Source organism: Oscillatoria nigro-viridis PCC 7112 (genome assembly GCF_000317475.1).
Taxonomy (GTDB): Bacteria; Cyanobacteriota; Cyanobacteriia; order Cyanobacteriales; family Microcoleaceae; genus Microcoleus; species Microcoleus nigroviridis.
In genome coordinates this window covers 4071833-4096826 of record NC_019729.1, presented here as the reverse complement: position 1 = coordinate 4096826, position 24994 = coordinate 4071833, and the positions used below count along the sequence as shown (strand labels likewise).

The window sequence follows — 24994 nt, the reverse complement described above, 5'->3', positions numbered from 1 at the left end:
TTATCATTTTTCTGGTGCAACTACCAATTACCAATGACTAATTACCTCTGCCGAATTGGAATCTCGATCGCAAATTCAGTTCCCTCTCCCGGCGCGGAAATGCACTGCAGCGTCCCTCCGTGTCTTTCCACCACAATCTGATAGGAGATAGACAGTCCCAAACCTGTACCTTTGCCTACTGGTTTAGTAGTAAAAAACGGGTCAAATACCCGACACTTAACAGACTCTGCCATGCCAGACCCGTTATCTGAAATTACGATCGCCACCCGATTATTCTCCAGCACCTCCGTGCGAATCCGAATCCACGGCAATGCGGCGCAACTTAAAGGTAAACTAGCAAAATCTTGCCGTTCCTCTTCCGAATAACTCGGCAATTCTAACTTCCTATGCCTGACATCTGCTAAAGCATCAATAGCATTATTTAAAATGTTCATAAACACTTGATTTAACTGTCCCACGTAGCACTGTATCTGCGGCAATTTCCCATATTCTTTAACTATTTGAATATTACGATTTCTGCCATTTTCTTTAATTTTGTGTTGCAAAATTAACAGAGCGCTGTCTATTCCCTCGTGAATATTAACACGCTTAATATCTGATTCTTCCAGGCGCGAAAAATTACGCAAAGATAGAACTATTTGGCGAATTCGCTCGGCTCCGGTTTGAATTGAATTCAGCAGGTGCGGGAAATCCTCTTTCATGAATTCCAGTTCTATTTCTTCTGCCAAAGCTTGGATAACAGCAACAGGTTCCGGGTAATGTGCGCGGTACAAACTGCACAGTTCCAGCAAGTTTCTGGCATACTCACTAGCGTAAGTGATATTACCGTAAATAAAACTGACAGGATTATTTATTTCGTGAGCAATTCCCGCCACTAGCTGTCCCAAACCAGACATTTTTTCCGCTTGAATTAGTTGAGCTTGAGTCCTGCCTAATTGTTTCAATGTTTGCTCTAGTTGGCGATTTTTATGTTTTAATTGAGCTTCCGCTTGTTTGCGCTTGGTAATATTGCGGGCGAGAATAATAATCTGATCTGAATTAAACGGCAACAGTCGGGCTTCATAAGTTTTTTCTCCTTCCGACATGGAAAGCGAATATTCTATATCGATTGAAGTTCTTGTTTCGGAAATTTCAAAGATTGCTCGGGCAAATTTACAGGCGACATTGTGTGGCAATATGTCTGTGATTCGTTGACCGATAAACTGTTCTGGAGGTAAGTATAAACTAGAAGAAGTTCCTGACAAATAATCCACGATTATACCGTCAGCATCTAGTCGAAAATACAAATCAGGCAAAGCGCGAAAAACTGCTTCTAACTCTAAAGTTTTTTGGCGCAATGCTTCCTCGGCGTAGTAGCGATCGCTAATATCAACAATCACCCCATCCAAACAGCAAACGTTCCCATCTGCGTCGAACACAGGAGAACCTTTATCCCACACCCATTTAACCGTCCCGTCTGCTGCTAGCAAGCGGTATTCCAAGTTATAAGACTCTTTGTTTTCTATTGCTTGCCGAATAGTGGCTTCTACTTTTACCAAATCTTCCGGATAAATAATGCTAGCAAAAGTCCTACCTCCCCTGTTCAAAGGCGAAATAAAATCCCCAGCAGGGTAGCCCGTTAGTAAGTAAACCGCATTGCTAATAAAACTTGTCGAAAAATCGCATTGCCAGCGATAAACCACTCCCGGAATATTCGCTACCAAAGACCTAAATCTGGTTTCGCTACGGCGCAAAGCTGCTTCCGATTCATGGCGTTCTGTAATATCGCGAGCGAACGCTAGCACTGCAAATACATTACCTTCAGCGTCGCGCAGGGGAAGTTTTTGGGTATCAAAAATATGTACTGAACCGTCAGCAATAGTTGCCGGATCGCAGGGATTGTGGATGATTTCGCCTGCCAGTACAGCAGAATCGTCTGTGCGGAAGCCTCGGATATTTTTGGCAGAATTTCCAAACACCAGCTCTACTGAAAACCCTAAGTCTAAATCGGATTTGCCAATTATTTCTTCTACTGTTTTGCCGATCGCTTTAGCAAAACTCCTGTTGACCAAAATATAGCAAAAATTTTTGTTTTTGGCAAAAATCCAGTCGCTGGTTTTGTCTATTACTGTACGCAGGAGTTGTTCGGAACGTTCGGTTTTTTCCAAAGACGCCTGCAGTTCTAGTTCTAGGCGCTTGCGAGCAGTAATGTTTTCAAAAGCAACACCGACGCAGTTGTTGGGTAATGGAAAAGCTTTAATAGAAAAAGCGCGAGTTATTCTGCCGCCTTCATCGCAGTCAATATCTTCAAGTTCTACGGCTTTCTGGGTGCGAATTACCGAAGCAAATGCTTGGGGAATGTTTTTCGATCGCAGTTGGGGAAAAATCTCGTCGATTGTCATTCCCAAAACGTCGGCCATTTCTAACCCGGTAAATAGGGTAGCTGCCGGATTGGAGGCGATCGCCCTGAGAGTGCTGTCATCGTCTATATTTTCTAAATGGTAGACGTACAAACCAATTTGCATATTCTCGACAATTTGGTCGTAGAGGCGCACGCTTTCGTCTACCTGCCTGCGTTCGGTGATATCTTCAGTAATCCCCAAAACGTACTGGGGACGGCCTGCGGCGTCGAGAATGGGCACTTTGCGGGTGTGCAGTATTCTCATACCTTTGTGGCGAGTTTGGATCGGCTCTTCGGCTATGTCTTTAACAGTAGATTGGTTGCGATCGCCGGTCAGTATTTCCCTGTCTTGAGCAGTAAAAACATCAGCTTGTTCTTTGGGGTAAATATCGTAGTCATTTTTGCCGATCGCCTCTTGAGAAGTAACACCTGCGATCGTTTCCCCTGCTTTATTCCACAGCACAAATTTCAGCGAAGAAGCATCTTTAGCAAAAACTCCCACCGGCAGATTTTCTACTACGGAATTCAGAAACCCTCTAGCTGATTTTAATTCAGCTTCTGCACGCTTGCGTTCGATGCCTAAAGCGATGACATCGGCAACCGATGCTAAAGTTTCCTGAAAGGGTGCTGTCAGCGGCTGGCAACTGATAATTACCATGACTCCCACCAGCCGTTCTTCGACTATCAAAGGGTAGCCTGCGAAGGTAATAATTTGCTTGGGTATTGGGCAATTTGTCGGTTTTTGACTGGTGTTGATAATTGCTAATTCGGAACTTTGCACCTCTGTTGCTTTTGCGGATTCTTCCTCTGGGAACCCAAAATTGTTCAGTTCAAATCCGCAGTCAAATTCCGGTTTTTGCTGTTTGGCGATCGAGTTAACCTTACTTTCAATAAACCTAGCGCGATCGTCTGTGCGACTGTATATTTCCGAGGATGCTTGCAATTCCCAAAGATTATGTTGAGAGTTGAAAGTCCAAATTTCAGCCGAAGCGACATCGAGATTCCGCACCATTGCCTCGCAGCAGGGAAGCAGGATATCTTGAGGGTGTTTGGTGAGGGCAATACCCACATCGGCTACCATTGCTGTGAGGCGAGAAGCTTGGGCTTTTTCTGCTTCCAACCGTTTGCGATCGGTGATATCTTCCACCAAAGAAAGCACGGTAAAAGTGTCGCCGCTGCGAATAATTGAGTTGAACCAGCGACACCAAATTACCTGTCCGCTTTTAGTATAGTTGCGGTTAATTGAAGTATTGCCTCTGCCTGTGGCTAGTTCGAGTTCGATCGCGCTTACAGCCTCTCTATCTTCTTCGCAAACCAAATCTAAATCGCCGAACTGCTTGCCCATCATATCATCGGCTGTCCAGCCCAAGATTTCTTCAGCGCGTTTCGACCACTGAACGATCCGAAAATCTTCATCCCAGCCCACCATTGCCAGGGGACTGTTAGCTGCATTCAACCACAGTAAATGGTTCGATCGGCGCAACTGTTGAGTTTTCTGCTGCTGCCAGCGGTAATGCCTGGTGATATCTCTACCGACGCCCAAAACCCGCATCTGCTTGCTAGAGGCATCCACCGCTGGCGTGTAAGCAGTTTCGTAAATTTTCATCGCGCCGTCTGCCGTCGTCACCTCATGAATTGCCAGCCGTTTTTCCCCGGTTATAAATACTTGTTGCAGGCAAGAATCAATCTGCAAAATTATATTTTTGACAGCATCATTATTGGGATATAATTTTAATAATTCCTGATTAGTTTTGTTGACTATTTCAGCAGGCTCCAATCCCATCCAAGCAGCAGCAACAGGATTGATCGATAGGTAATTTTGCTGTCGATCGCACTCTAGGAAAGCATCAACAGAGTTAGAGAAAAAAGACTGAAACGAGTTGATAACTTCCTGCATGGGTATTTTTTCATGAGAAAAGCTTAGTATTGTGGAAACCTCGTGTCTTTAGACTCATATGTTGCACCATTTTCAATAAGCTTTTATGGGCGGGCAGGATGCCCACCCCACAAGAAATTAACTCTTCGCTTCACAGGCATCTTACCTGTTCTTGAGAATGGTGCAAGATGTGAGTAGATCGATCGAGGAAACACGCATCAGGCAGTTTTAACCGCCTTGAATATTGATTATTGCTACAGGGGGCTACTTGGTCGCTTGGTACTTTTGCGATCTATTTTCAACGGAACAATTACCGTTGCCAATATTTCACGGGCAATCGCATAGCAGCTTGGGCTTACACCCATATTTTCGATCGCCTAATCAGTTAAAACCATAGCTAGTCAACTCTCTCTTTTGATTAGGGCATAAAGCCCCATATCTTCAGAGCGGGGTGCTGACTTGCTTAAGCTGTAAAATTTTCCTAAAGTTAGTTTAACTGATATCTTGCACCATTGTCAGCAACAGGCTGTCCGGGCTGTGAAGCGAGAAAATTTATACTTTGTGGAACAGGTCGGAAAGCCTGTTCGTAAAAGGCTAATTGAGAATGGTGCAACATATAAGTTTAACCCACTCAAATCTTTTTGGGTACTGTACTGCTGCGTTTCCCGGTGCAATTTTTGGCGCTGTTCCCTATAATACAAAAATTTTAAAGCAATAGTATTTTTGGGAATATAGCTTAATTACACCAAATGCTCTTTTTTTAAACCAAACCCAGCGGAGACAAAAGCGAGATGGAGAGACGGGGAGACGGGGATGCGGGCAGGGGTTAATCCACAACCTGCGAGAAAAATGGTTAAGAAATGCCGGACAGCTTACCGATTCCCAATTTCCGATTTGGTAATCTGAAAGCGGTTTGGCAGTACGCGAAGCAAAGAACGCAAGCCGTGCAAAGCCATGTAACATAAAGATTGCGATATTTTTCTATGTAATATGGAACTATTAGATACCTTGATTGTGGGTGCGGGTATTAGCGGTTTGAGTTTGGCGCACGCACTTCACAAGGAAGCAACGAGTGCATCGCCGCTGAAGATTTTAGTCGCTGAGAGTCAGGGACGTGTGGGCGGGAACATCACGACTGTGACAGCAGAGGGGTTTCTCTGGGAGGAGGGCCCGAACAGTTTTTCGCCGACGCCGGAATTGATGAAGTTGGCTGTGGATGTGGGATTGAAGCAGGAGTTGATTTTTGCCGATCGCAAATTGCCTCGTTTTGTGTATTGGGAAAATAAGCTGCAACCGGTGCCGATGACTCCACCGGCGATGATTCAGTCTCAGTTGCTGAGTTTTCCGGGGAAACTGCGGGCGTTGTTCGGGGCTTTGGGGTTTGTCGCGCCGGCAATGGGCGATCGACTTTCGCAGCAGGGTAACGAGGAAACAGTTTCTCAATTTTTCCGCCGTCATCTCGGTACGGAAGTGATGCAGCGGTTGGTGGAACCTTTTGTTTCTGGGGTTTATGCCGGCGATCCGCAACAACTTAGCGCGGCGGCGGCTTTTGGCCGGGTAGCCAAGATGGCTGATGTGGGTGGCGGGCTGGTGGCGGGGGCGCTGCTTTCTGCTAAAAACAGACCGAAGAAAATGCCTGCAGACCCGAATGTTCCTAAAACTAAGCCGGGGGAGTTGGGTTCGTTCAAGCAGGGGTTGAAGGCTTTGCCAGAGGCGATCGCTGCTAAGTTGGGCGATCGAGTGAAACTCAACTGGCACTTGACTCGCCTCCAGCGCACAGAACGCGAAACTTACATTGCTGAATTCTCGACGCCCGACGGACAGCAGGAAGTTGAGGCGCGCACCGTGGTTTTGACAACGCCCGCTTACGTTACAGCCGATTTGTTGCAACCTCTGGAACCGCAAGTTAGCAGCGCTTTACAAGCTTTTACTTATCCTACGGTTGCCTCCGTTGTCTTAGCATACCCGCAGTCGGATGTCAAGGGTAAATTAGTGGGTTTTGGAAATTTAATTCCGAGGGGGCAGGGAATTCGCTGTCTCGGGACGATTTGGACATCGAGTTTATTTCCCGATCGCGCGCCTGCAGGGTGGCAAACTCTCACCAGTTACATCGGCGGGGCAACAGACTCGGAAATTGGCAATCTCGACTCAGAACAAATCGTTCGGGAGGTACACCGAGATTTGTCTCGGATTTTGCTGAAACCAGATGTGCCACAGCCAAAAGTTTTAACGGTGAAGCTGTGGAAACGGGCGATTCCTCAGTACAATTTGGGGCATTTCGATCGCCTGCAACAAATCGATGAGGGCTTAAAATCTTTGCCTGGAGTGTATTTGTGCAGCAACTACGTTGGCGGAGTGGCTTTGGGAGATTGCGTGCGAAGGGGTTTCGATCGTGCGCGAGAAGTGGGCGAGTATTTGCAGAAGAAACAATCAGATACTCGATCGATCTGAATTCTTGTGTGGGGAGGGCGGGTTTACAAATATCGAGTATGTTAATCCGAGATATTGGTGAACCCGCACCTACAGCCTTCTGCCTTCATATCCGCTGCCCAATGCCGAATGTTATTAGGTTGTGGGTTCAAACTTGTAACCCACGCCTCGGACGGTTTGAATCATCGAAATTTGATTGGCATCTGGTTCAATTTTGCGGCGAATTTGACCGATATGGACATCCACCACGCGATCGGCTCCTACATACTCGTAGTCCCACACTTCATGCAGCAATTCCGATCGCCTCCACACGCGACCGGGTTTGCTGGCCAAACAGTACAGCAGGTCGAATTCTAAAGCAGTCAAAGCAACTATCTGACTGCCGAGAATTACCTCGCGGCGAACCGGATCTATTAGTAGCTCTCCAAAAGTAAGAGTTTGTTGTTCGGCGGGAGTAACAATGCGTTTGCGCTTCAAAATTGCTGCAACGCGAGCTCCAATCTCTACAAGACTAAAAGGTTTAGTAATGTAGTCGTCAGCACCTTCGGCAAACCCTTTCATTTTGTCAGCTTCATCGGTTCGGCTCGTCAGCATCAACACAAACACGCCCGTGCGTCTTTGCATTTCTTGACACAGTTTGTAGCCAGTTGTATCAGGTAAATTTACATCTAGAACTACTAAGTCAGGATTGAGTTGCTCAAATAATTCCAGACCAGTCCGACCGTCCTCGCCAGACTCAACTTGATAACCTTGCTGGCTCAAAAAACGGTGAATTAAATTTCGGATTGCCGGGTCGTCATCAACCACAAGGATTTTTACAGGGGCCATGACCACAAGTTTGCTTGAAGAATTAGGCAAGAATATTCAGCCATAATAATAGAAAACTGGATACAAATCTCGAAAAAATTGAGCTTTTAATAGTTATAGCCCTATTTATAACCTACGCAAAATTTCAGGCAATAAATCTCCAGGAACTTTGGATAAGGCTAAATTTTGGCCTGGCAGCCCACATTCACTATAGAAAGCTCTAATCGTTTTGACAATATAGCTCAATGCTGTTTGCCGGGAATCAGCCGCTTGGGAGTTTGCCGCGGCTTGCAAGTTGAGTTTATCCCCATATGTTAACCCTTTGTCATTGAGATGTTGTCCCCATTCGGCGCACACTTGCAACTGGTGGTGCAGTGCTGCTTCTAGATGGCTTGTCTGTGCGACTTTGTTAGCGGCGAAATCTGGGTCGGTGGCTAGTTGATAGTGGGCTAGTCCGAGATTGTTGCGGGCGGCCAAGGCGTCAAAGGTGAGTTTGGTTCGATCGATCTCTCCGGCGATATCCAGGGCGGCTTCGTAGGCGGTAATCGCCTGCTGCAATGATTCCGTCCGCGCCTGTTTCTGCTGGAAGTGGTTCGCCAAATGCCAATAAGCGGTACCGAGATTGTTGTAGGTGGCGGCGGCTGCTGCGGGTACTAATTCTCGGGTGCGGTATTTCAATGCTTCGCGGTAGGCGGAAATCGCCCTGACTAGCAGGGCTTCTGAGGGTGCGTGCTGGGCGAGGTTCCAGCAGGCGGTACCGAGGTTGTTTTGCACTCCGGCATAGTTGAGGGGTTCTCGTTCGGGACTGTAACAGGAGAGGGCTTGGGTGTAAGCTGCGATCGCGCTTTTGAGATATACGATCGGCTCACCATCTTGGGCTAAATTCCAGTATGCTGTCGCCAAATTATTCTGAGCAGCAGCGTACTGCTGGGGCTCCACGGCGGGGTCTAGATCCAGCAGCGCTTGTTGGTAAGCTGCAACTGCGTGCTGCAAGTTCTCTGTCTTGTCTCGATAGCGGGCTAAATCGGCCGAGGCGATTCCCAAATTTTTGTTTAATCTAACGCGGGTTTGGGGTACGGTTTCGGCATCTGTTCGGTTCAAACCTTCAAGGTAGAGGGCGATGCTGCGTTCAAGACAGGATACCGGATCTGAGGCGTTATGCTGCGTGCGATCGCGCGACAGCATCCAGTAGAGAGTGCCGAGATCGTTGAGCAGATCGGAAATTGGCGGTAGGCTGGTGGACTCCTGGGCGTACTGAGTTAAATTTTCTGTCAATTGGGCAATCAGCCGCGCGCATTCTTCAGTTAGCGGTCGATTTTGCTGGGAGTTGCTGTCAACTTCGAGATACGCAATCACTTGTTCGATCGCGCGAATGGCGATTGTCAGGTTTTGCTCTGAAACGTCTCCGCCCAGAATGCGATCGCGGTAGTAATTTCCCAAACCGTGATAAGCCAAAGCCAATGCTTCGGAACTACACTGATGTTCTTGCAGCAGTTCGATATATTGCAGGGTTTGCAGCGGCAGAAAATTCTCCTCTGATGCGGGATTATTTTCGGCTTCCACATCCTCAGAAGCCGCTGCTAGCACCAAATCTGCCAGTTGGACGGATTTAGAATCTGGCGCTGGGGACGGAGGATGGGAAACTGGAGATGGTTCGTCATCTGCCAGTTGGACGGATTTAGAATCTGGCCCTGGGGACGGAGGATGGAAAATTGGGGATGGTTCGTCGGGAATTGGGGATGGTTCGTCGGGAATTGGGGATTGTCCAGACAAAGAAGATATTAAAAGTTTGTTGCCAAAGTCTCCGCTGTCCCGCAGGTTTCGCAAGTCTCCCGAGTTCCCGAAGTCATCAAAGTGCCCGAAGTCTCCCTTAGCTGGAGTTGGTTCGCCTTCAAACTCAAATACTCCGGTTCGCCAGTGCCAAAATTCCGGGGCCGATTGCTCGATCGAACTCAGCCAGGGGCGCGACACCCACAGCAACAGAGTAGACTCGCACATTTGCAGGTTTGCTTCGATGTCCCTCAAATAGCTCAGGAACGACCACTGCACGGCTGCTGACTGCCTGGTCAGGTGTTCGGCCCCGAGAATTTGAAAACCCGGCAAAGGGCTGTAGCTGCCCCTGTTTTGCGGCGGTGGGTGTTGGGTCAGCCACGCGGCGATCGAAGCCCAAGGATTTGGATCGCTCAAGTCGAGTTCCAAACTGACAAATCGGGGGTAGTCGATCGGGGAGCGAGGATCTGAGCCTGCGCTCTCTGCGGCTAATTCTGCCTGCAAGCGGGCTGCCAGACAGTCCCGCAACCACAAGTCGTCGCAGGCGGCAATAAAAATTTGACGGCGTAAATTGAGGTCGATCGCCTGTTTTAAGCGTTGGTAGATCAGCTTGTTCGAGCTAGAAACTTTTTGGGAAGGAATAGACATCAGGAGCAGCCGATTTTAGAATTTAGATTTTAGGTTTTAGGTTTTAGATTTTGGATTGTAGATTTTAGATTGTAGAGTTGAGAGTTGAAATCTCGATCGCTCATAACTCACAACTAAGCCCCGAAGGCAGTCAATCGATTTGAGATTTGAGATTTGAGATTTTAGATTGAAGCCTTGACTTGCGCGAGATAAATACGTTCGGCTCTTTATCGGATACAGGTTTTTTATTTATCCACGGATGAATCCGGGGGCTTGTATCCTGGATGCTTGATTGTCAATCGCACCGGTGATGACTCAAGGATTGTAGATTTTCAATTGGCAATTTTATGTGGGTGACGAACCCGTGTTAGTATTTGCAACCCAAGTCCCTGAACCCAACAGCCAAGAGGAAAACACCAAATTTCTGCTGGTCTTATTTAGCTTTCCAGCTCGCTTGGCACGCTTCAGGATTGTCGCAACTACCTGCTTTGTATTGAAACACAAAAACCATGTTTCCCTTGGTGGAAAAACATGGTTTGTTGAAGGATTATTTAAAATTGCGATTTGAAGCAGCTTTGAGTCTGGGCCCAGCTTTTAGACGGAAGCAGCCACGAACACCAAACCAGCGACCAACATGGCTGCTGCAATTCCCATGATGATATAGTTCCGTTGCTGATTTTTGTTGGGAGGTACGGCTTCATACACCTTTGGCTCTTTAGCAAAGTTGTTCAGGCGTCCATCGTCATCTTTGATGTAAGGCATCAGTCACAATCCTTAATATTTTTGATGTTTACAACTCTACCAAAAAAGCGCCCAGGAAAATTCGGCCATTTATTTGGAGGTGACAGTGCCTGTTTGGGGAGAAGAGGCGATCGCGTAATCTTTGATCGGCATTCTGCCTGCTAAGTACGCCATCCGCCCCGCTTCTGCTGCCATTCCCATTGCTTTTGCCATTGCCGGGGAATTTTGGGCATTGGCGATCGCCGAATTAATCAACAGTGCATCGGCTCCCATTTCCATTGCTCGGGCTGCTTCGCTGGGCGTTCCGATCCCCGCATCGACTACCACAGGAACCTTCACCGTGTCAATAATTATTTGAATGTTGGCGGCATTGTTGATCCCTTGTCCCGAACCGATGGGCGAACCTAAAGGCATGACTGTCGCACAACCGACTTCTTCGAGGCGTTTTGCCAGCAAGGGATCGGCATTGATGTAAGGCAAAACGGCAAAACCTTCTTTGACTAATTGTTCTGCAGCTTCCAAAGTGCCGATCGGATCTGGCAGCAAATATTTAGCATCGGGAATCACTTCTAATTTGACAAAATTATTGTCTTCTTGCCCTAAAAGTTTTGCCATTTCCCGGCCCAAACGAGCTACTCTAATCGCCTCATCCGCAGTTTGACAACCGGCAGTATTTGGCAGCATCCAAATTTTAGTCCAATCGAGAGCCTCTGCCAATCCTTCATGCCCCGGAGCATTTGTTTGCACTCGCCGCACCGCGACGGTAACAATTTCGCACCTGCTAGCGTTGACACTTTGCTGCATTTCTGCAATGCTGCGATATTTTCCCGTCCCCGTCATCAAGCGAGAATGAAAAGTTTTGCCAGCAATTACCAGAGGTTTGTCTAAAGGTGGCGTTGCTGTGTCTACTGGATAGCCAAAAATACTGTACTCAAGTGCCTCTTCCCAGTTTTTTCTGCCACCCATCATCTCTTCAAGCTGCCAACCTTCTTTTATGGTTAGATCGTCGCGGGTAACAGCATATAAAATTTGGCCTACAGTAATTAGTTTAGCATCTCGCGGCATATTATTTTTCAACCCGCACTCTACGATTTCTTTAAATTCGCTGAAATGGTCTTCCATTTTGCCAGTCTTCCCTTGTAATGATTTGAATTTGTTTGCTGTTGGCAACAAAAAATATTTGTTGAATCTGGTTTTGGGATACCCAAAACAGACCTTGTTTGATGCCAGCGTTGATTTTCCAGACATCGTAATTTTCTCGGTTGATGTGAAAAATCACTACTGATGCACCTTGATTTTTTGCCCTGCTGATTCCTTCTTGAACTCGATACCTGATGTTCCTCGTAGATTCTGTCAACTCCTTAAATTCGCAAATCTCACCGTCTATCTCAGCATCTGGCGTTCTCACACCCTCTGCTGCTTGCTCGCTCAAAATTCTAACTCTCTTCCCTATTTTAGCCAAAACTTCAGCCAGAAAGATTTCCGAATTATTAAGATTATGTTGTTGGTGAATTAGCACAAATCCGCCAGCCATCTCATCAAAATAATATCGCCGATATTCTGGTTCTGCATTTTCGTAGATGGCTCTGCTTGTTTCGATATATTCTGAATTCACCGTTATTATACTGTCAATAGACTCCGAGCGGGTAGAGTTAAAGGTATGAAATCAACTGTTGAGCAACTGGCTAAAATTGGAATATTTACCAGCTTAAACCAAACTGAATTAGAGCGATTGCAAGAACATACAGCAATTCGGAGTTACCGACAGGGAGAAGTTGTGATGTATGAGGGCGATCGCATCCCCGAAAAATTATACACTCTTTTGAGCGGTTCTCTGCGGGTTGCAAAAACAGCGGCGGCGGGCAAAGAAACAATTCTCCGCACTTTATTTCAGGGAGATATTTTTGCCGCACCTGCTTTGCTAGGCAACGGCATTGCCCCCGCAACGGTGACTGCTGAAACTGATGTCGAAGTTCTTACCACAGAACGGGAAGTTTTGCTAGCAGCAATTCGGGAAAATCCCGAGATTGCCTTGCGAATATTGGCGGTTTTTAATCAGCGGTTGCAGCAACTGCACGATACCGTGCACGGTTTGGTGTCGGAAAGGGCGATCGTGCGGCTGGCCCGATTTATTCATTACTTTGGCGTCGAGCAAGGTACGAAGATTGCGGATAATAGTGTATGTTTAGAAAAACGTTTTCCCTACTATCAAATTGCTCGCACTATTGGAATTACCTACGAAGAATGCGTGCGCTTGTTTAAGAAACTCAAGCCGTTTGTATCCTACAGTCGAGGCGGTAAGATTATTGTATTGGATTGGGAAAAATTGGAGGATATCGCCTCGGGAAATGAAATAGACTAAATGTTAAAATCCCAATTCTTGTAGGGACGGGTTTCACAAATACTATTTGACTGCAACTTACTATCTATATAAACCCGCCCTGCCACAACTGTGAACCGGGGCGGGTTTATGAGATTATTGATTTTAGGCAATTAGCATAGGTAAAACCCGCCCCTCAAGCAATATTTAGGGAATTAATTAGCCTCGGAAAGTGTCAAAATAAACGCCAAATTTTCTTCGGCTTTCAAAGCGTGAAGAGCTTGACCTGGCATGAAGACAAATACCCCCTGTTCCAAAACAATATCCTTGCCTTCCAAAGTCAAAATACCCTTTCCTTCTATGACATTAACTGTGGCATTCCGTGCCGAAGAGTGTTCCGAAATTTCCGTTCCTGCAGCCAGACAAAATAAACTGTACTGACAATTCTTGTCTTTGACTAAAATTTTGTTCAGAACTCCGGCGGCGGGATATTCAATTGCGTCTCGGAGTTGGATTGCTGAAGATTGTAGCGGTAAAAGAGTAGTAGTCATAGTTTTTGACAATTAATTAATTTGGTCACAAGTCCCCGGATTTATCAGTGGCTTCACTTTCTTCAATCGAAAATCGCAAATCGCAAATCGCAAATCGATTGACTCGGTTAAGATTGTTTTTTAGCAGACATAACGATGTAGCCTAGATCCTGTTGGTAATGCTGGAAAACTCGACGCATTGCTAAGATACGATCGCGAATTTGCGATCGACTTAATATATTCCACAAAATCCGCACAGTACCCACAAACCCTTCATCTTGCAGCATTCGCGACAAGTTGAGGAGCCCCATCGCCCCGGTTTGACACTTTTCTACTTGCAAACCCGCGTTTTGGCAAACAGCAATCCAGCCAGACTCAGACAAAGGCGTTGAATTGACGCGAATCACTTCTGATAAAGCTTTGTGAATTTCAGATTCTCGGTTTTTAACTAAAAGTTCGTGAGAGAGAAACTTGCCGCCGGGTTTTAAACGATCGCAAATTCCCGATACAATTTTAGCTTTCCCCGACGGCGACTGCATTGTCAGGATAGCTTCAGCCAACACCCAATCAAACTGTTGGGAAATCCGATCCAAGTGAAAAATATCTCCTTCCACAATTTCCACTCGATCGCTCAAACCGGCTGCTGCAACATTAGCACGAGCGCGGGCCACACTCTCGGGATTTTTCTCAACTCCCACTACTTTTACCCCAAAACGTTCAGCAAGGGCGATCGAAGTATATCCAAAACTAGCAGCCAACTCCAAAACAGTCTCCCCAGGCTGAAAATCCGCCCATTCAAATAACTGTTCCGTAGCAAGTTTCCCCCCCGGCCTCAGCATTTTCTTGCCAGCCGCCGCGAGCACTTGATGTCCCGGTGCAGTCTTAAAATTCAGAGCAGTATTGGTCATTGAATTGACCTCCTATTTAACCTTACTCTCAGTTTGCCAAATTCTCCCAAATCTTTCTATGATCTAGCTCATATTCAAATTATCGCAGGCTGACGAACCCTACAATATCGGGAATGATACTCGACATCACTTCGTGAATTAGAGTTTCTGGGGTCATACAATTAGGGCTAAAATAGCTAAGGTTTCGGTTTCGATCGGGACTTATTCAGGGTTGAGCGCCGCACTTCTTCAACTTGACTGACTTGAAAAATTAGGGTAAATTGTTGACCCATTTCTTTTTCGACAAATGCTTCTAAAAGCTGCACCTGTTTGGGTGTCAAAGCTTCGCTGCTGCGAACAATCAGACGAACCTCCGGCGGTTTTGTCAACCAGTTAGTATCAGTTTTAATCAGTTCCACTCGTTGAAAAGTGATAGTTCGGTTAAGCAACGCCCGCTTCAGACTGGCTTCGAGTTGCGCTTGCTCGATCAATTCCGCAAAACTCACGCCCAGAGGAATTACAAGTATAGCCGTCAATGCTAGCGCCCACAAGAGGGCTTTACCGGCGCGATGCAGGGGGGTGTAGCCGGCCATTAAAGAAGTTAGCATACAGGAGAGAGTAATCCCCAGCAAATTAGTAAGATATAGGAGGCTGGCTCCCAAACTGAGCGACCAATTAGCTTGAGATAAGCCTAAACCAATAACACAAATTGGCGGCATGAGAGCGACGGCGATCGCAGTTCCCGCCAGAGTAGCAGAAACTTTGGGCTGAACTTTCGCATAGCCGCTGATTCCCCCAGCGGCGATCGCAATTCCCAAGTCTAGTAATGTAGGTTTAGAACGAGCTAAAACTTCGCTCCCAAAGTCGGGAATTTGTACCAAAGCGCCCAAAAAACAAGCTAGAAAAATTGCTAGCACCGTCCCGACTGCTAATGCAACTAAACCTTTGCGGAAGATGAGAACGTTACCTTCTACCGCTCCAAATGCTAACCCTCGGATTGGCAACATCAGAGGCGCAACGATCATGGCACCGATAATGACGGCCGCACTATTGGCAAGCAGTCCAAAGGTGGCGATTATACAGGAACCGAGAATTAAGACAAGATAGTTAATATCTAGGGTTGATTCTTCCAACAAGTCAACTCGTATTTGCTTGAGATGCTCTCGAGGAATCCTGCTCCTGGTGAAATATTTAAGACGATCTCGAATATTGTTGAGCAAAATAATCTCCTTAAGTCGGGGGCTTGGATCCGTCAAACGATTTTAGATTTTAAATTTTAGATTTTAGATTCTAGATTTACTCCACAGATTTTAGATTTTAGACTCGATATTTTAGATTCGATATTTTCAATTTACTCCACAGATGAATCTGGGAGGTTGAACAAGAGTCTAAAATTTGGGGCGGCTCACGACAAGAGTCGGGGGATCCTATCCGCATGCAGGTGCGAGCAAAAGAATCAAAATCCCAGCCAGCAATTTTTCGAGGATGTCCCAGAATCCGAAAGCAATTGCCGCGCCACTAATACCCAGCAGTTGCATAAAATCCCCTGCCTTGAATGACGGGATGGCGATGAATGACGCGATCGGCAATAATTGATTTATAATCAAGATATATAGTCCACCCCAATAATACCGAATCATGCTCGCAGAAGCAAACGCGACACTTTGGCCTAGTCTAATTACTGTTTCAGCATTAATTCTCTACTTCGTTGTTACCATCAACGTCGGCAGAGCGAGATTCAAATACAAAGTTTCTCCCCCGCAGATGACAGGAAACCCAGACTTTGAGCGAGTGGTGCGAGTTCAGCAAAATACCTTAGAGCAAATGATTCTATTTTTGCCCTCGCTGTGGCTGTTCTCGCAATTTATCAGCCCAATTTGGGGCGCCGGTATCGGCGCAGTTTGGATAATTGGACGCATTTTGTTTGCTTGGGGTTACTATCAAGCTGCCGAAAAAAGAGCGGCAGGGTTTGGCATTAGTACCTTAGCTACTTTAGCTTTACTTGGTGGGTCTTTAACTGGCATAATTATGTCGCTGCTGAAGGTTTGAGCGTAGCTTGCGATCGAGATAATTGTTTTTCTACTCGTTTCCAAGCTCTGCCTGCTAACGCAAATCCGGAGGATATGCCTCCAATTTTCCTGCTGAAAAAACGAGGCATATCCTCTGGACAGCGGTTCGCAAGCCGAGCCCGGAAACCGGTTAAATGTCATAAATGTTAGGAGTAAATATGTCAGAAACCAACAAACCCGTATTTGAAATTAACCCGAAACTTTTTCAGCAGCTTGTCGAGTGGCAAGAAAAACTTGAACGAGAAGATGAATTAGCAAGCGAGTCAGAAGACGAGAAACCAACTGAGGTACAAAATCCTCCCGACAGTGATGAACAGCATTCTCAAACAGATAATTTCTAGCTGGTGGCTAGCAGCATTTTTGGGATTTCCGGCTGCTGTCTCGGCTCAATCGCTGACACCTAGCCAAATTCAGCAAGTCAATAGCGGTTTGTTTCGTTCTAACTCTCAAGATTTCTTTGAGCAAGGAAATCGCCAACTGGAAAGGGAAATCGCAACTTTGTTGCAAAAAAATGTCGCTTCCGAAGACCGGATTCTGGAGATTGATGAAAAATTGCGCTCTCAGCTTTGCAGGCAAGAATTTAAAATATCGTCGTCGCATTCTGATACAATAAGTGCTGCTCAGATTGCTGATTTTCAGAGCCAATTAAAAGGCATTTGCAGAGAAAATTAAAAGGAAAGTGAGGTCAATATTCAAAGTTTAGTGGTAATGGATCAAGAGGCAATGGCAAAGTTAAAAACAGCCATGCTGGAAGCGGAAACCGCTGCTCATTTGGCGGCAATCATTATTGATTATACTCATGAGGAAATAATGATAGTTTTTCAGGCTCTAGAATGGGAACAACAGGATAGAATTAAGACTGTTTGGAAGACTGTTAGTTAAAGTAGATTGGGCAAAATCAGAGGTTTTAATTTTTAACCGCAGATGTAAGCCGATAGACGCAGATGAACGCAGATTTAATTTTGTTAGTGTTCGCTGTGTAGAACAATCTTAATTTTTACACAGCGAACAATGACATATCTAAACTAGGGATTCGAGGCATAATTGGCGGAAATGATCGCCCCGTTGCTCGAAGTTTTGGTATTGATCGAAGCTAGCACAGGCTGGGGAAAGCAGCACTACTTTAGCATGATTTTGTTTGCCTAATTCTGCTGCTCGCGGGATGGCTCGTTCCATTGTTTCGACTATTTCCCAAGCGTTGTAATTTGCTTGTTCGAGCCGATCGGCAAAAATACCTGCCGCATCCCCAATTAGCAACACCCCAGCAGCTTTCGCCTTGATTGTATCAATCCAAGCGCGATCGTCCCCTTCTTTGGCGTCGCCGCCCGCAATTAAAATCGCCGGTGCGCTCACTGAAGCCAACCCGACTTGGGCGGCGTCGTAATTAGTAGCTTTGCTGTCGTTGATGAAATCTATGCCTTCCCAAGTGCAGATGTGTTCGAGGCGGTGCGAAACTCCGGGGAATTTAGCGATCGCCCGGGCGATCGCACTTTTATCTATCCCCGCCAAATTAGCCGCCGCTACCGCCATTAACAAATTCTGCAAATTGTGTTCTCCCACCATCCGCAAAGAATCAGCCGGCAGAATTTTCTCGCTTTGAGCTATTACCCAACCGTTTTCGATGTACGCTCCAAAAGTGCGATCGCCCAACAGTTCTTTTTCACCTTTGACACTCGTCCAACACGCATCCGGCCAAATGTCAACTCCTTGCTGCCGCAAACAAGGATCGTCGCCGTTAATTACTTGCAATTCAGACTTTTTCAGCAAATGCGCTTTAATGTTGTAGTAATTTTCCAAAGTTTTGTGGCGGCTGAGGTGATCCGGCGTCAAAGTCGTCAAAACTCCGATCCGTGGCGCTACAAACGGCGAGGATTCTATCTGATAGCTGCTGATTTCTGCGATTACCCAATCCGGCTGTTTTTCGGCTAAAGCTAATTCGCACGCAGCATAGCCAATATTGCCGCAAGCGGGAGCGTAAAGCCCGGCCTCTGCAAAAATAGCAGCAATTAAAGCAGTAGTAGTAGTTTTGCCGTTAGTGCCGGTAATTCCCACCCAAGGAGATTTGAGGTAACGCCACGCGAGAGCCATTTCTCCGATTGTTTCAATGCCTAACTCTCTGGCGCGCACTAATGCTGGACTGTCCCAGGGAACCCCCGGACTTACTACTATTAATTCTATAGATTCGACTGGTTCAAAAGATTTGCCTAACTCCACATGAATTCCTTCGTTAGCAAATTCCTGTTGCTGTTCGAGCAAATTTGGGGAAGATGAGCGATCGCTCAGCGTTACTTCCCATCCTTCGCGTTTTAGCAGTCTGGCGGCGGCAATTCCTGATTTTCCTAGTCCAATGATATGAGCGATCGGCATAAGTTGTGTGATGAGCGAATTTCCCTGGTTTTATAAGTTTATATCTTAACCTTGAATTGGTTATTGACTATTGGTTATTTTGTTTATTTTGGAATAGGGCGATCGAACGCGATATTTATTTGTAGGGAAACGGCACTGCTGTGTCCTAATTCGTAGGGAAACGACACTGCTGTGTCCTCTTTTGTGATTTCGATCGACCTTTTTTTGAGTTTTTCAAGGAGTGCGTCTTTCAAGTTGTTCAATTTTTTCTTCTAACCGGACAATCTCTCTGGATAAACAGCGAAGCTGATATGATGATCCGGCCGCAGTAAGCGCCACCATTCCAAATAAATATATCTCCTTGCTCAGAGGTTTTTCTTTATTTACTAGATAGTATATGGTAACAACGAGTGGCGCTAGCCAGAAACTGGCGTTTGACATTTGCGCCCATTTACGAATCAGTTGTTTCTCATTCATTGTTCATATCTTCCCTTTTCAAGAGCGAGGCAGAGCCTCTGGATATGGGTTCCCAGGCAGATCCTGGAAACCAGTTAAAAGTCAGTTAAAACTGAGATATTGCACTATTGTCAGCAACAGGCTTTTCGGCCTGTTCCACAAAAGATAAATTTTCTCGCTTCACAGGCCGAAAAGCCTGTTCACAAAAGGCTATTTGAGAATGGTGCAACATAGGAGTTAAAACTGACTGAAAAGTCTAGTATGTCAGGGTTTCAGTCCTCATAGCGAGGACTTTCGCTTTGAGACGGGGGTTTCAACCCCCGGCGGACTGAAGCGGAGGGTTTCAACCCCCGGCGGACTGAAGCGGAGGTTTTCAACCCCCGGCGGACTCAAATCTTGTCAATTCTAACTTTTCACGATCGCCCCAAAGTCAGCCAACACCCGCGCGTGATTCCGCAGCAAACCCAGTAAATTCAACCGATTTTGTTTAATTTCGGGGTCAGAATCCATCACCAAAACGCTTTCTGGCCCGTCGAAAAAGTTGCTGACAGTCGGAGCAATTTCTGTCAAACTATCTACTAACTGCTGGTAATTCCGAGTTTGTTTGGATAGCAGCGTTTGCGGCACTAACTGCACTACTGCATCGTAAAAAGCTTGTTCAGACGACTTTTGAAATAACTCAGGTTTCACCGCATTTTTCGGTTCCAATTCTACTTTATCCAAATCACCTTGAGCTGCCAAACGAGTTGAACGGTTGACTGTTTCGTATATCAGATCCAAAGTCTTGTTATTGCGGATTTCTTGCAGGAAAAGCGCTCTTTCCAGTGCGTCCAACAAATCTCTCAATGCTCGTTCAGTATATTCTGGGTCGTTTTCTCCCAAAACTGCATTTACCAAATCGTAATCTACATTCTTTTCTTCTTGCAACAAAGTCCGAATTCTTTGCAAGAAAAAGTCGTATAACTGATCCAGCAACTCCCCAGGTGTTTCTGGGCGCGCTGCGGTAAATTCGGCAACAACTTCTGCGAGCAACTGGTGCAAGTTGACTGGCAACTGAGCCGCCCAAATAATGTTAGTTATTGCATTGGCTGCGCGGCGCAAAGCGAAGGGATCGGATGAACCAGTCGGCAACATTCCCAAACCGAAGATGCTGACTAATGTATCTAATTTGTCGGCTATTCCCACAACTTGACCTGTGAGAGTTTGGGGCAAATTGTCGCCCGCACCTCTGGGCAAATAATGTTCAAAAATCGCTGTGGCTACTGCTTCCGATTCGCCACTTGCTAAGGCGTATTTCTGCCCCATAATTCCTTGCATTTCGGGAAGTTCGTAAACCATTTGGGTTACGAGGTCGGCTTTGCAAAGTAAGGCTGCTCTTGCTACATCAGCTTGCTCTTCCTCTGTGATTTGCAGTTGATTGACAATTAAACTGGCAATCTTGCACAGGCGATCGACCTTTGCGCGTACTGTCCCCAAATCTTCCTGGAAAGTAACTGTTTCCAACTTGGGCAAATAATCCTCTAGAGGCTTTACCAAGTCTGCTTTGTAGAAAAACTGACCGTCTGCCAATCTCGCCCGCACTACTCGCTCGTTACCGGCGGCAATAATCGCGGCTTTAGCAGGGTCGCCGTTGGAAATTGTAATAAAGTAGGGCAGAAGTTCGGGATAATCTGGGCTTTTGAGGATGGGAAAATACCGCTGGTTTGTAACAATAATTGTGGTGATTACTTCCGGCGGCAATATCAAAAATTCCTCGTCAAATTTGCCGACAACTGCGTTCGGCCATTCTACTAAGTCGGTGACTTCTTCTAACAATTCTTCGGTAATGGCGGCGTAACCGCCTTGTTTTGTCGCTGCGGCTTCTACTTGTGCTTTAATTAGATTTTTGCGCTGGGTTCGATCGACCTCCACGCAAGCAGCCCGCATACACTCGACATAATCCTCGGCTTGGGGAATCGAAACCCCCCCCGTCCCCCCCTTGCCAAGGGGGGGTGTAGGAAGCGATATCCCCTCCTTCTGGGGTGTAGGGGGGGTGTATAACACCCGGTGTCCTTGGGAAATTCGATCGCTCTTGACCGTATCCGAACCGCTCACCAATGTAATTGGCAGTACAGTATCATCCAACAGTGCCACCATCGATCGAATCGGGCGCGGAAACTTCAAATCTCCGTCGGCCCACCGCATAAATCTTTTGCCTTCTAACTTATTAATCCACTGCGGCACAAGTTCTGTCAAAATATCCGCACTCATCCGCCCCGGAATCTTTTTGAGCACAAACACAAAATCGCCTTTATCGGTAGCGCGAACTTCCAAAGCATCAATTTCTACGCCCTGCTTTTTCGCAAAACCTTCGGCTGCTTTCGTCGGTTTGCCGTCTTTAAAAGCCGAACTCGCGGGCGGCCCTTTTACCTCTTCTTCTCTATCTAATTGCTGAACTGGCAGTCCTTTCACGAGAACGGCCAAACGCCTCGGAGTAGCGTATACATTAATTGAGTCATTTGTCAAGGATTCTTCTGCCAGACTTGCAGGTACAAGTCGCTGCCACTGCTGGGCGCTGCCTGAGACAAAAGATGCGGGCAATTCTTCTGTACCGATTTCTAATAAAAAGTTAGCCATATAACAGTGTTAGGTGTTTTTGTCAATAGGCAATTAATCTGCCCGTTTAATCATTACAAAAGTTACCGCTGGCGATAACCCAATGACAGAATTATTTTACCGACGCGCAAGTCCTATTAAATCCAAAAAAGACTCAAATGATCAGCATACCACGTAAAATCGGGGGTGAAAGACAAATAGCTCAACAGCTCATGACCTTGGCGGAAAGACTGGCACAAGATTGGAAGTCACGACTTGAACAAGATTGCCCGGAGGAGAGTTCTAGCACTCGCGAGAGTGTTGTCCGCTGGCTGTTGGGAGACAGGCCAGAAAGATTTGACACTCTTGCTCCGGCTCAACTAACCGTCGCCTCTGGCGCGATCGACTTTTTATATCGAATTTTGATTTCTCGGTATCTGGGAGTACCGCCAGAAAAAGCTTACCGCAACTTGATCGGGCGGCTCGGCGGTTTGGTTGTGCTCCGGCAAAAAATCCAAGCGTGGGTTTCCCTGAGTCGCGACAGACAGCGGAGTGCGGTGGAGGTACTGCAAGAAGTGATTCAGGAAATGCTTAATTCCGATCGCTACCTGCAGCAGCAAGTCGCCTGGATTGCCGAATGCACCTCAGACAGACGCCTGCGAAATGCTTTGCTGCTAGCGAGCACAGAAGAATACTGCTTGCGGCCGATCCGCAACCAGCCGCTGCTGGTGTACCGTTTTGTCAACTACCTGCGGCGTGCCCAGCGGGGCGGGTTGACGCAAGTGCCTGCTGGAGACTGGGTGCGGCTGGTGTCGGAACAGGTTCTACCCGACGATACAGACGAACCGCTCAGCCTGCTAGACGAACAGGCGATGTCCGAGTATCGAGAAAATCAAGCTTGGGAAGAGCAGCAAACTCAGCGGCAGATTGTCCAACAAGAATTTGAGAATTACTTGGCCGCACAAGTCGATCCGCTGGCTTCCCGGTGGCTGCAGCTTTACCTGCAAGGTCGTTCCCAAGAGGCAATTGCCGAGGATTTGAAGGTTCCGATCAAGCAAATTTACCGCTTGCGAGAAAAAGTCAGTTACCACGCGATTCGGGTTTTTGCGGTCAAACAAGCACCGGAATTAGTCGCCAACTGGCTGGAAACTTCGCTCCAAGAACACAGTTTGGGCTTGACTCCGGCTCAGTGGCAGCAATATTTACAAAACCTGACGCCGGTTCAGCGGCAGTTGGTAGAATCGCTGAAAGCAGGGAAAAGTGTAGAGACGATCGCATCTGAATTAAAGCTGAAAACCAATCAAGTCATCGGCGAGTGGAGCAAACTCTATTTAGCAGCTCAATCGCTCCGCAACGAGTAGATTGGTAATGGGTGGCGGGCAATTGCTAACTGTTAATTGGCGGTAGCATTTTTCAGAATCCGCGCTACAAATCAATTCCCGAACAGCCACAGATGATTGCGAGTTTCTCCGGGGAAAACCGCGCGATGCCCCTTGTATCAAATCAGGTTAGCTCGATCGGGATGTTGTAGCGCAGCCGTGACGATCGCGCTCGGAGACGATCGCAGTCAACTCTCTGGGCTAAGATACTAGCAGCACGATCGACTTTTGAGGATTTTTTAACCAATCCTAAATTCAGCGGTTGCCCGTAAATCATCGGTTGTGGTGCATCTCTAATACTTGTGCATTAAAGATATAATTCTATTGTTGCCAGCCACGGGCATCAATATCGGGCGATCGGTGATAGTGGGTCTAGAGTGCGCCAGTCATCATCTAGTTCTCCATCTTTTGGTAGAATTTGAGGCTGCAATACAGAAGGGAGAAAATTCTGGGACTAAGAATTTTTATTTAATAAAAGCTTCCGGTTGTGAGACCAATTCCTCCGTCAGGGAAGTTGCAGCGTTTAATTTTATCGCATCAGGTTGGTGCGTCGCGCTCGATCGCGCTTCCAACTACAAAGCAGCTAATGGTACATACATCTTCAACAGACTCCGCAGCTACAATGGACTCCGATCGAATATTTCACCTAATCGACACAGTTGTCCCCTTTGAAGCTTGCCTTTACTATCAAGTTTTGCCTTTATCTCTAGAAGGTAATCTTTTTAAATTGGGCGTAGTCGATGCCCAAGATGACTCCGCCTTGGACTACGTGCAGCGGATTTTAGCTTACATGAATTGCTCAGTCACAACAGAGCCAATTGCCTCGGAAACTCAGCGCTCGATGCTCTCAGCTTACTTGCTGCACGGGAACCAGCTCCGAGAACCGAACCAGACAGCAACCGCCGCAGCCCCAACACCCAAAAATCCCGCATCAGCAACTTCAGGCCCCAATGCAGCAACGCTGCTGTCTGTGCCAGAACCCTCGATGCCCCCTCGCGAGCGGTTTAAACCTGCAGGCGCTGATGTTTTGCTGACGCCTGCAGATCCCTCGGTTTTGAATGTCAAGGCTTTGCACTTGTCAAGCCCTGTCGAAGTTTTGGCAACTTTGCCGGCGCCCCAACTGCTGCAAGAATTGCTCGGTAGAGTGCTGCGAGAGGGTATCGGCCGCCTGTTTTTTGAGCGGCACCAGTCCCAAGGTCGCATTCTTTGGAGTCAAGATGGCGTTTTGAAATCGATGCTCGAAGGTATCGATATCGTCCTTTTCCAAGAGGTCATCGACGAGTTGAAGCGGCTGACAGATATGCCTGTTTCCCCGGTGGAACAGCCCAAACAAGTCGAAGTTGAGCGCATATATCAAAACACTCATTTGCTGTTGCGCTTGCGGGTAATGATGGTGGGCGGCAAGGAAGAAGCCACCCTGCAAGTTTTGCGGGGGGCAGCTTTGAGGTTTTACCAGCAGCAGCAGTTGTCTAATTTGAGTCGGGACGCGCTGCGGCTGGCCGAAGAATTGCAGCGGAAAGTGAATCAAATTCGCGATCGAACTCGGCTTTCTCCTGTGCCTTTAGAGGGGTTGCCCGCTTTGGAACAGGTGATTAGAAATGTTGACGACCAACTTGAAGCTTTGCTGCACGAACAAAATCCCGAGCAGCCCTAATTAGCAATAGATGACTGTTTTAAATTTTTTTTACTCACATCAAGTCCGTCAAATAATAATAATTACTTTTGTAGTGAGGACTAAAGCCCTAGCGAGTTTTATGAGAACTAAAGTCTTCACTACAAACCAATTTGATGGCAGTTATGCG

23 protein-coding genes are annotated in these 24994 nt (G+C 46.8%); 9 read left to right on the top strand and 14 right to left on the bottom strand.

Annotated features, from left to right (window positions below):
• Positions 1–41: 41 nt before the first annotated feature.
• On the bottom strand, positions 42–4277 hold the full coding sequence (locus OSC7112_RS17270; RefSeq protein ID WP_015177111.1) for a PAS domain-containing protein: 4236 nt from the start codon (positions 4275–4277) through the stop codon (positions 42–44).
• A gap of 969 nt (positions 4278–5246) precedes the next feature.
• On the opposite strand from OSC7112_RS17270, the gene hemG reads away from it, so the two are divergent.
• Complete coding sequence (gene hemG, locus OSC7112_RS17265) at positions 5247–6707, top strand: protoporphyrinogen oxidase (protein WP_015177110.1); 1461 nt, start codon at positions 5247–5249, stop codon at positions 6705–6707.
• A 114-nt stretch (positions 6708–6821) separates the two neighbouring features.
• Here hemG and OSC7112_RS17260 read toward each other — a convergent pair whose 3' ends face one another.
• Together OSC7112_RS17260 and OSC7112_RS17255 are read right to left on the bottom strand one after the other, a co-directional pair.
• Positions 6822–7514 carry a response regulator transcription factor gene (locus OSC7112_RS17260; RefSeq protein ID WP_015177109.1) on the bottom strand — a complete coding sequence of 231 codons (693 nt, stop codon included), beginning with the start codon at positions 7512–7514 and terminating at the stop codon, positions 6822–6824.
• Between the two features lie 105 nt (positions 7515–7619).
• Entirely contained in the window at positions 7620–9911 is a 2292-nt protein-coding gene (locus OSC7112_RS17255; RefSeq protein ID WP_015177108.1) for a tetratricopeptide repeat protein, read from the bottom strand.
• A 328-nt stretch (positions 9912–10239) separates the two neighbouring features.
• On the opposite strand from OSC7112_RS17255, the gene OSC7112_RS17250 reads away from it, so the two are divergent.
• Positions 10240–10458: a hypothetical protein gene (locus tag OSC7112_RS17250; protein WP_041622590.1), complete on the top strand. Its 219-nt coding sequence runs from the start codon at positions 10240–10242 to the stop codon at positions 10456–10458.
• 26 nt (positions 10459–10484) lie between these two features.
• On the opposite strand, the gene psb34 is transcribed toward OSC7112_RS17250, so the two are convergent.
• From psb34 to OSC7112_RS17240, 3 genes are all read right to left on the bottom strand, one after another.
• Positions 10485–10652, bottom strand: coding sequence for a photosystem II assembly protein Psb34 (gene psb34, locus OSC7112_RS38290; RefSeq protein ID WP_015177107.1), 168 nt, complete (start codon positions 10650–10652; stop codon positions 10485–10487).
• 69 nt (positions 10653–10721) lie between these two features.
• Entirely contained in the window at positions 10722–11753 is a 1032-nt protein-coding gene (locus OSC7112_RS17245; RefSeq protein ID WP_015177106.1) for a thiazole synthase, read from the bottom strand.
• Complete coding sequence (locus tag OSC7112_RS17240; protein ID WP_015177105.1) at positions 11728–12246, bottom strand: CdiA C-terminal domain-containing protein; 519 nt, start codon at positions 12244–12246, stop codon at positions 11728–11730. The genes OSC7112_RS17245 and OSC7112_RS17240 overlap by 26 nt, the downstream gene beginning before the upstream one ends.
• Positions 12247–12291: 45 nt before the next feature.
• Here OSC7112_RS17240 and OSC7112_RS17235 point away from each other — a divergent pair, with 45 nt between their 5' ends.
• Positions 12292–12993: a Crp/Fnr family transcriptional regulator gene (locus OSC7112_RS17235; protein ID WP_015177104.1), complete on the top strand. Its 702-nt coding sequence runs from the start codon at positions 12292–12294 to the stop codon at positions 12991–12993.
• Positions 12994–13166: 173 nt separating this feature from the next.
• On the opposite strand, the gene OSC7112_RS17230 is transcribed toward OSC7112_RS17235, so the two are convergent.
• From OSC7112_RS17230 to OSC7112_RS38285, 4 genes are all read right to left on the bottom strand, one after another.
• Positions 13167–13502 carry a cupin domain-containing protein gene (locus OSC7112_RS17230; RefSeq protein WP_015177103.1) on the bottom strand — a complete coding sequence of 112 codons (336 nt, stop codon included), beginning with the start codon at positions 13500–13502 and terminating at the stop codon, positions 13167–13169.
• 107 nt (positions 13503–13609) lie between these two features.
• On the bottom strand, positions 13610–14389 hold the full coding sequence (locus OSC7112_RS17225) for an SAM-dependent methyltransferase (protein ID WP_015177102.1): 780 nt from the start codon (positions 14387–14389) through the stop codon (positions 13610–13612).
• A 176-nt stretch (positions 14390–14565) separates the two neighbouring features.
• Complete coding sequence (locus OSC7112_RS17220; protein WP_223300632.1) at positions 14566–15624, bottom strand: DUF389 domain-containing protein; 1059 nt, start codon at positions 15622–15624, stop codon at positions 14566–14568.
• Positions 15625–15795: 171 nt separating this feature from the next.
• Entirely contained in the window at positions 15796–15975 is a 180-nt protein-coding gene (locus OSC7112_RS38285; protein ID WP_223300631.1) for a mechanosensitive ion channel, read from the bottom strand.
• A 31-nt stretch (positions 15976–16006) separates the two neighbouring features.
• On the opposite strand from OSC7112_RS38285, the gene OSC7112_RS17210 reads away from it, so the two are divergent.
• From OSC7112_RS17210 to OSC7112_RS17195, 4 genes are all read left to right on the top strand, one after another.
• Positions 16007–16417 carry an MAPEG family protein gene (locus OSC7112_RS17210; protein ID WP_015177100.1) on the top strand — a complete coding sequence of 137 codons (411 nt, stop codon included), beginning with the start codon at positions 16007–16009 and terminating at the stop codon, positions 16415–16417.
• Between the two features lie 178 nt (positions 16418–16595).
• Positions 16596–16778 (top strand): hypothetical protein, encoded by a 183-nt coding sequence (locus OSC7112_RS17205; protein ID WP_015177099.1) that lies wholly within the window; start codon positions 16596–16598, stop codon positions 16776–16778.
• The gene (locus OSC7112_RS17200; RefSeq protein ID WP_015177098.1) at positions 16747–17109 is read left to right on the top strand and encodes a hypothetical protein; all 363 of its coding nucleotides are present in this window, start codon (positions 16747–16749) and stop codon (positions 17107–17109) included. The genes OSC7112_RS17205 and OSC7112_RS17200 overlap by 32 nt, the downstream gene beginning before the upstream one ends.
• Positions 17110–17145: 36 nt before the next feature.
• A complete protein-coding gene (locus tag OSC7112_RS17195) occupies positions 17146–17319 on the top strand; it encodes a hypothetical protein (protein WP_190274450.1) in 174 nt (57 codons plus the stop codon).
• Positions 17320–17457: 138 nt separating this feature from the next.
• On the opposite strand, the gene murD is transcribed toward OSC7112_RS17195, so the two are convergent.
• From murD to glyS, 3 genes are all read right to left on the bottom strand, one after another.
• Positions 17458–18804, bottom strand: coding sequence for a UDP-N-acetylmuramoyl-L-alanine--D-glutamate ligase (gene murD, locus OSC7112_RS17190; protein ID WP_015177096.1), 1347 nt, complete (start codon positions 18802–18804; stop codon positions 17458–17460).
• A 213-nt stretch (positions 18805–19017) separates the two neighbouring features.
• A complete protein-coding gene (locus OSC7112_RS17185) occupies positions 19018–19260 on the bottom strand; it encodes a hypothetical protein (RefSeq protein WP_015177095.1) in 243 nt (80 codons plus the stop codon).
• A gap of 384 nt (positions 19261–19644) precedes the next feature.
• A complete protein-coding gene (gene glyS, locus OSC7112_RS17180) occupies positions 19645–21855 on the bottom strand; it encodes a glycine--tRNA ligase subunit beta (protein ID WP_015177093.1) in 2211 nt (736 codons plus the stop codon).
• A 137-nt stretch (positions 21856–21992) separates the two neighbouring features.
• On the opposite strand from glyS, the gene OSC7112_RS17175 reads away from it, so the two are divergent.
• Positions 21993–23174, top strand: a complete 1182-nt coding sequence (locus OSC7112_RS17175) for a HetZ-related protein 2 (RefSeq protein WP_015177092.1) — start codon at positions 21993–21995, stop codon at positions 23172–23174.
• A 142-nt stretch (positions 23175–23316) separates the two neighbouring features.
• Here OSC7112_RS17175 and OSC7112_RS39850 read toward each other — a convergent pair whose 3' ends face one another.
• Complete coding sequence (locus tag OSC7112_RS39850; RefSeq protein WP_190274223.1) at positions 23317–23469, bottom strand: hypothetical protein; 153 nt, start codon at positions 23467–23469, stop codon at positions 23317–23319.
• A gap of 210 nt (positions 23470–23679) precedes the next feature.
• On the opposite strand from OSC7112_RS39850, the gene OSC7112_RS17170 reads away from it, so the two are divergent.
• Positions 23680–24846 carry a hypothetical protein gene (locus OSC7112_RS17170; protein ID WP_317623907.1) on the top strand — a complete coding sequence of 389 codons (1167 nt, stop codon included), beginning with the start codon at positions 23680–23682 and terminating at the stop codon, positions 24844–24846.
• The last annotated feature ends 148 nt before the right edge of the window (positions 24847–24994 follow it).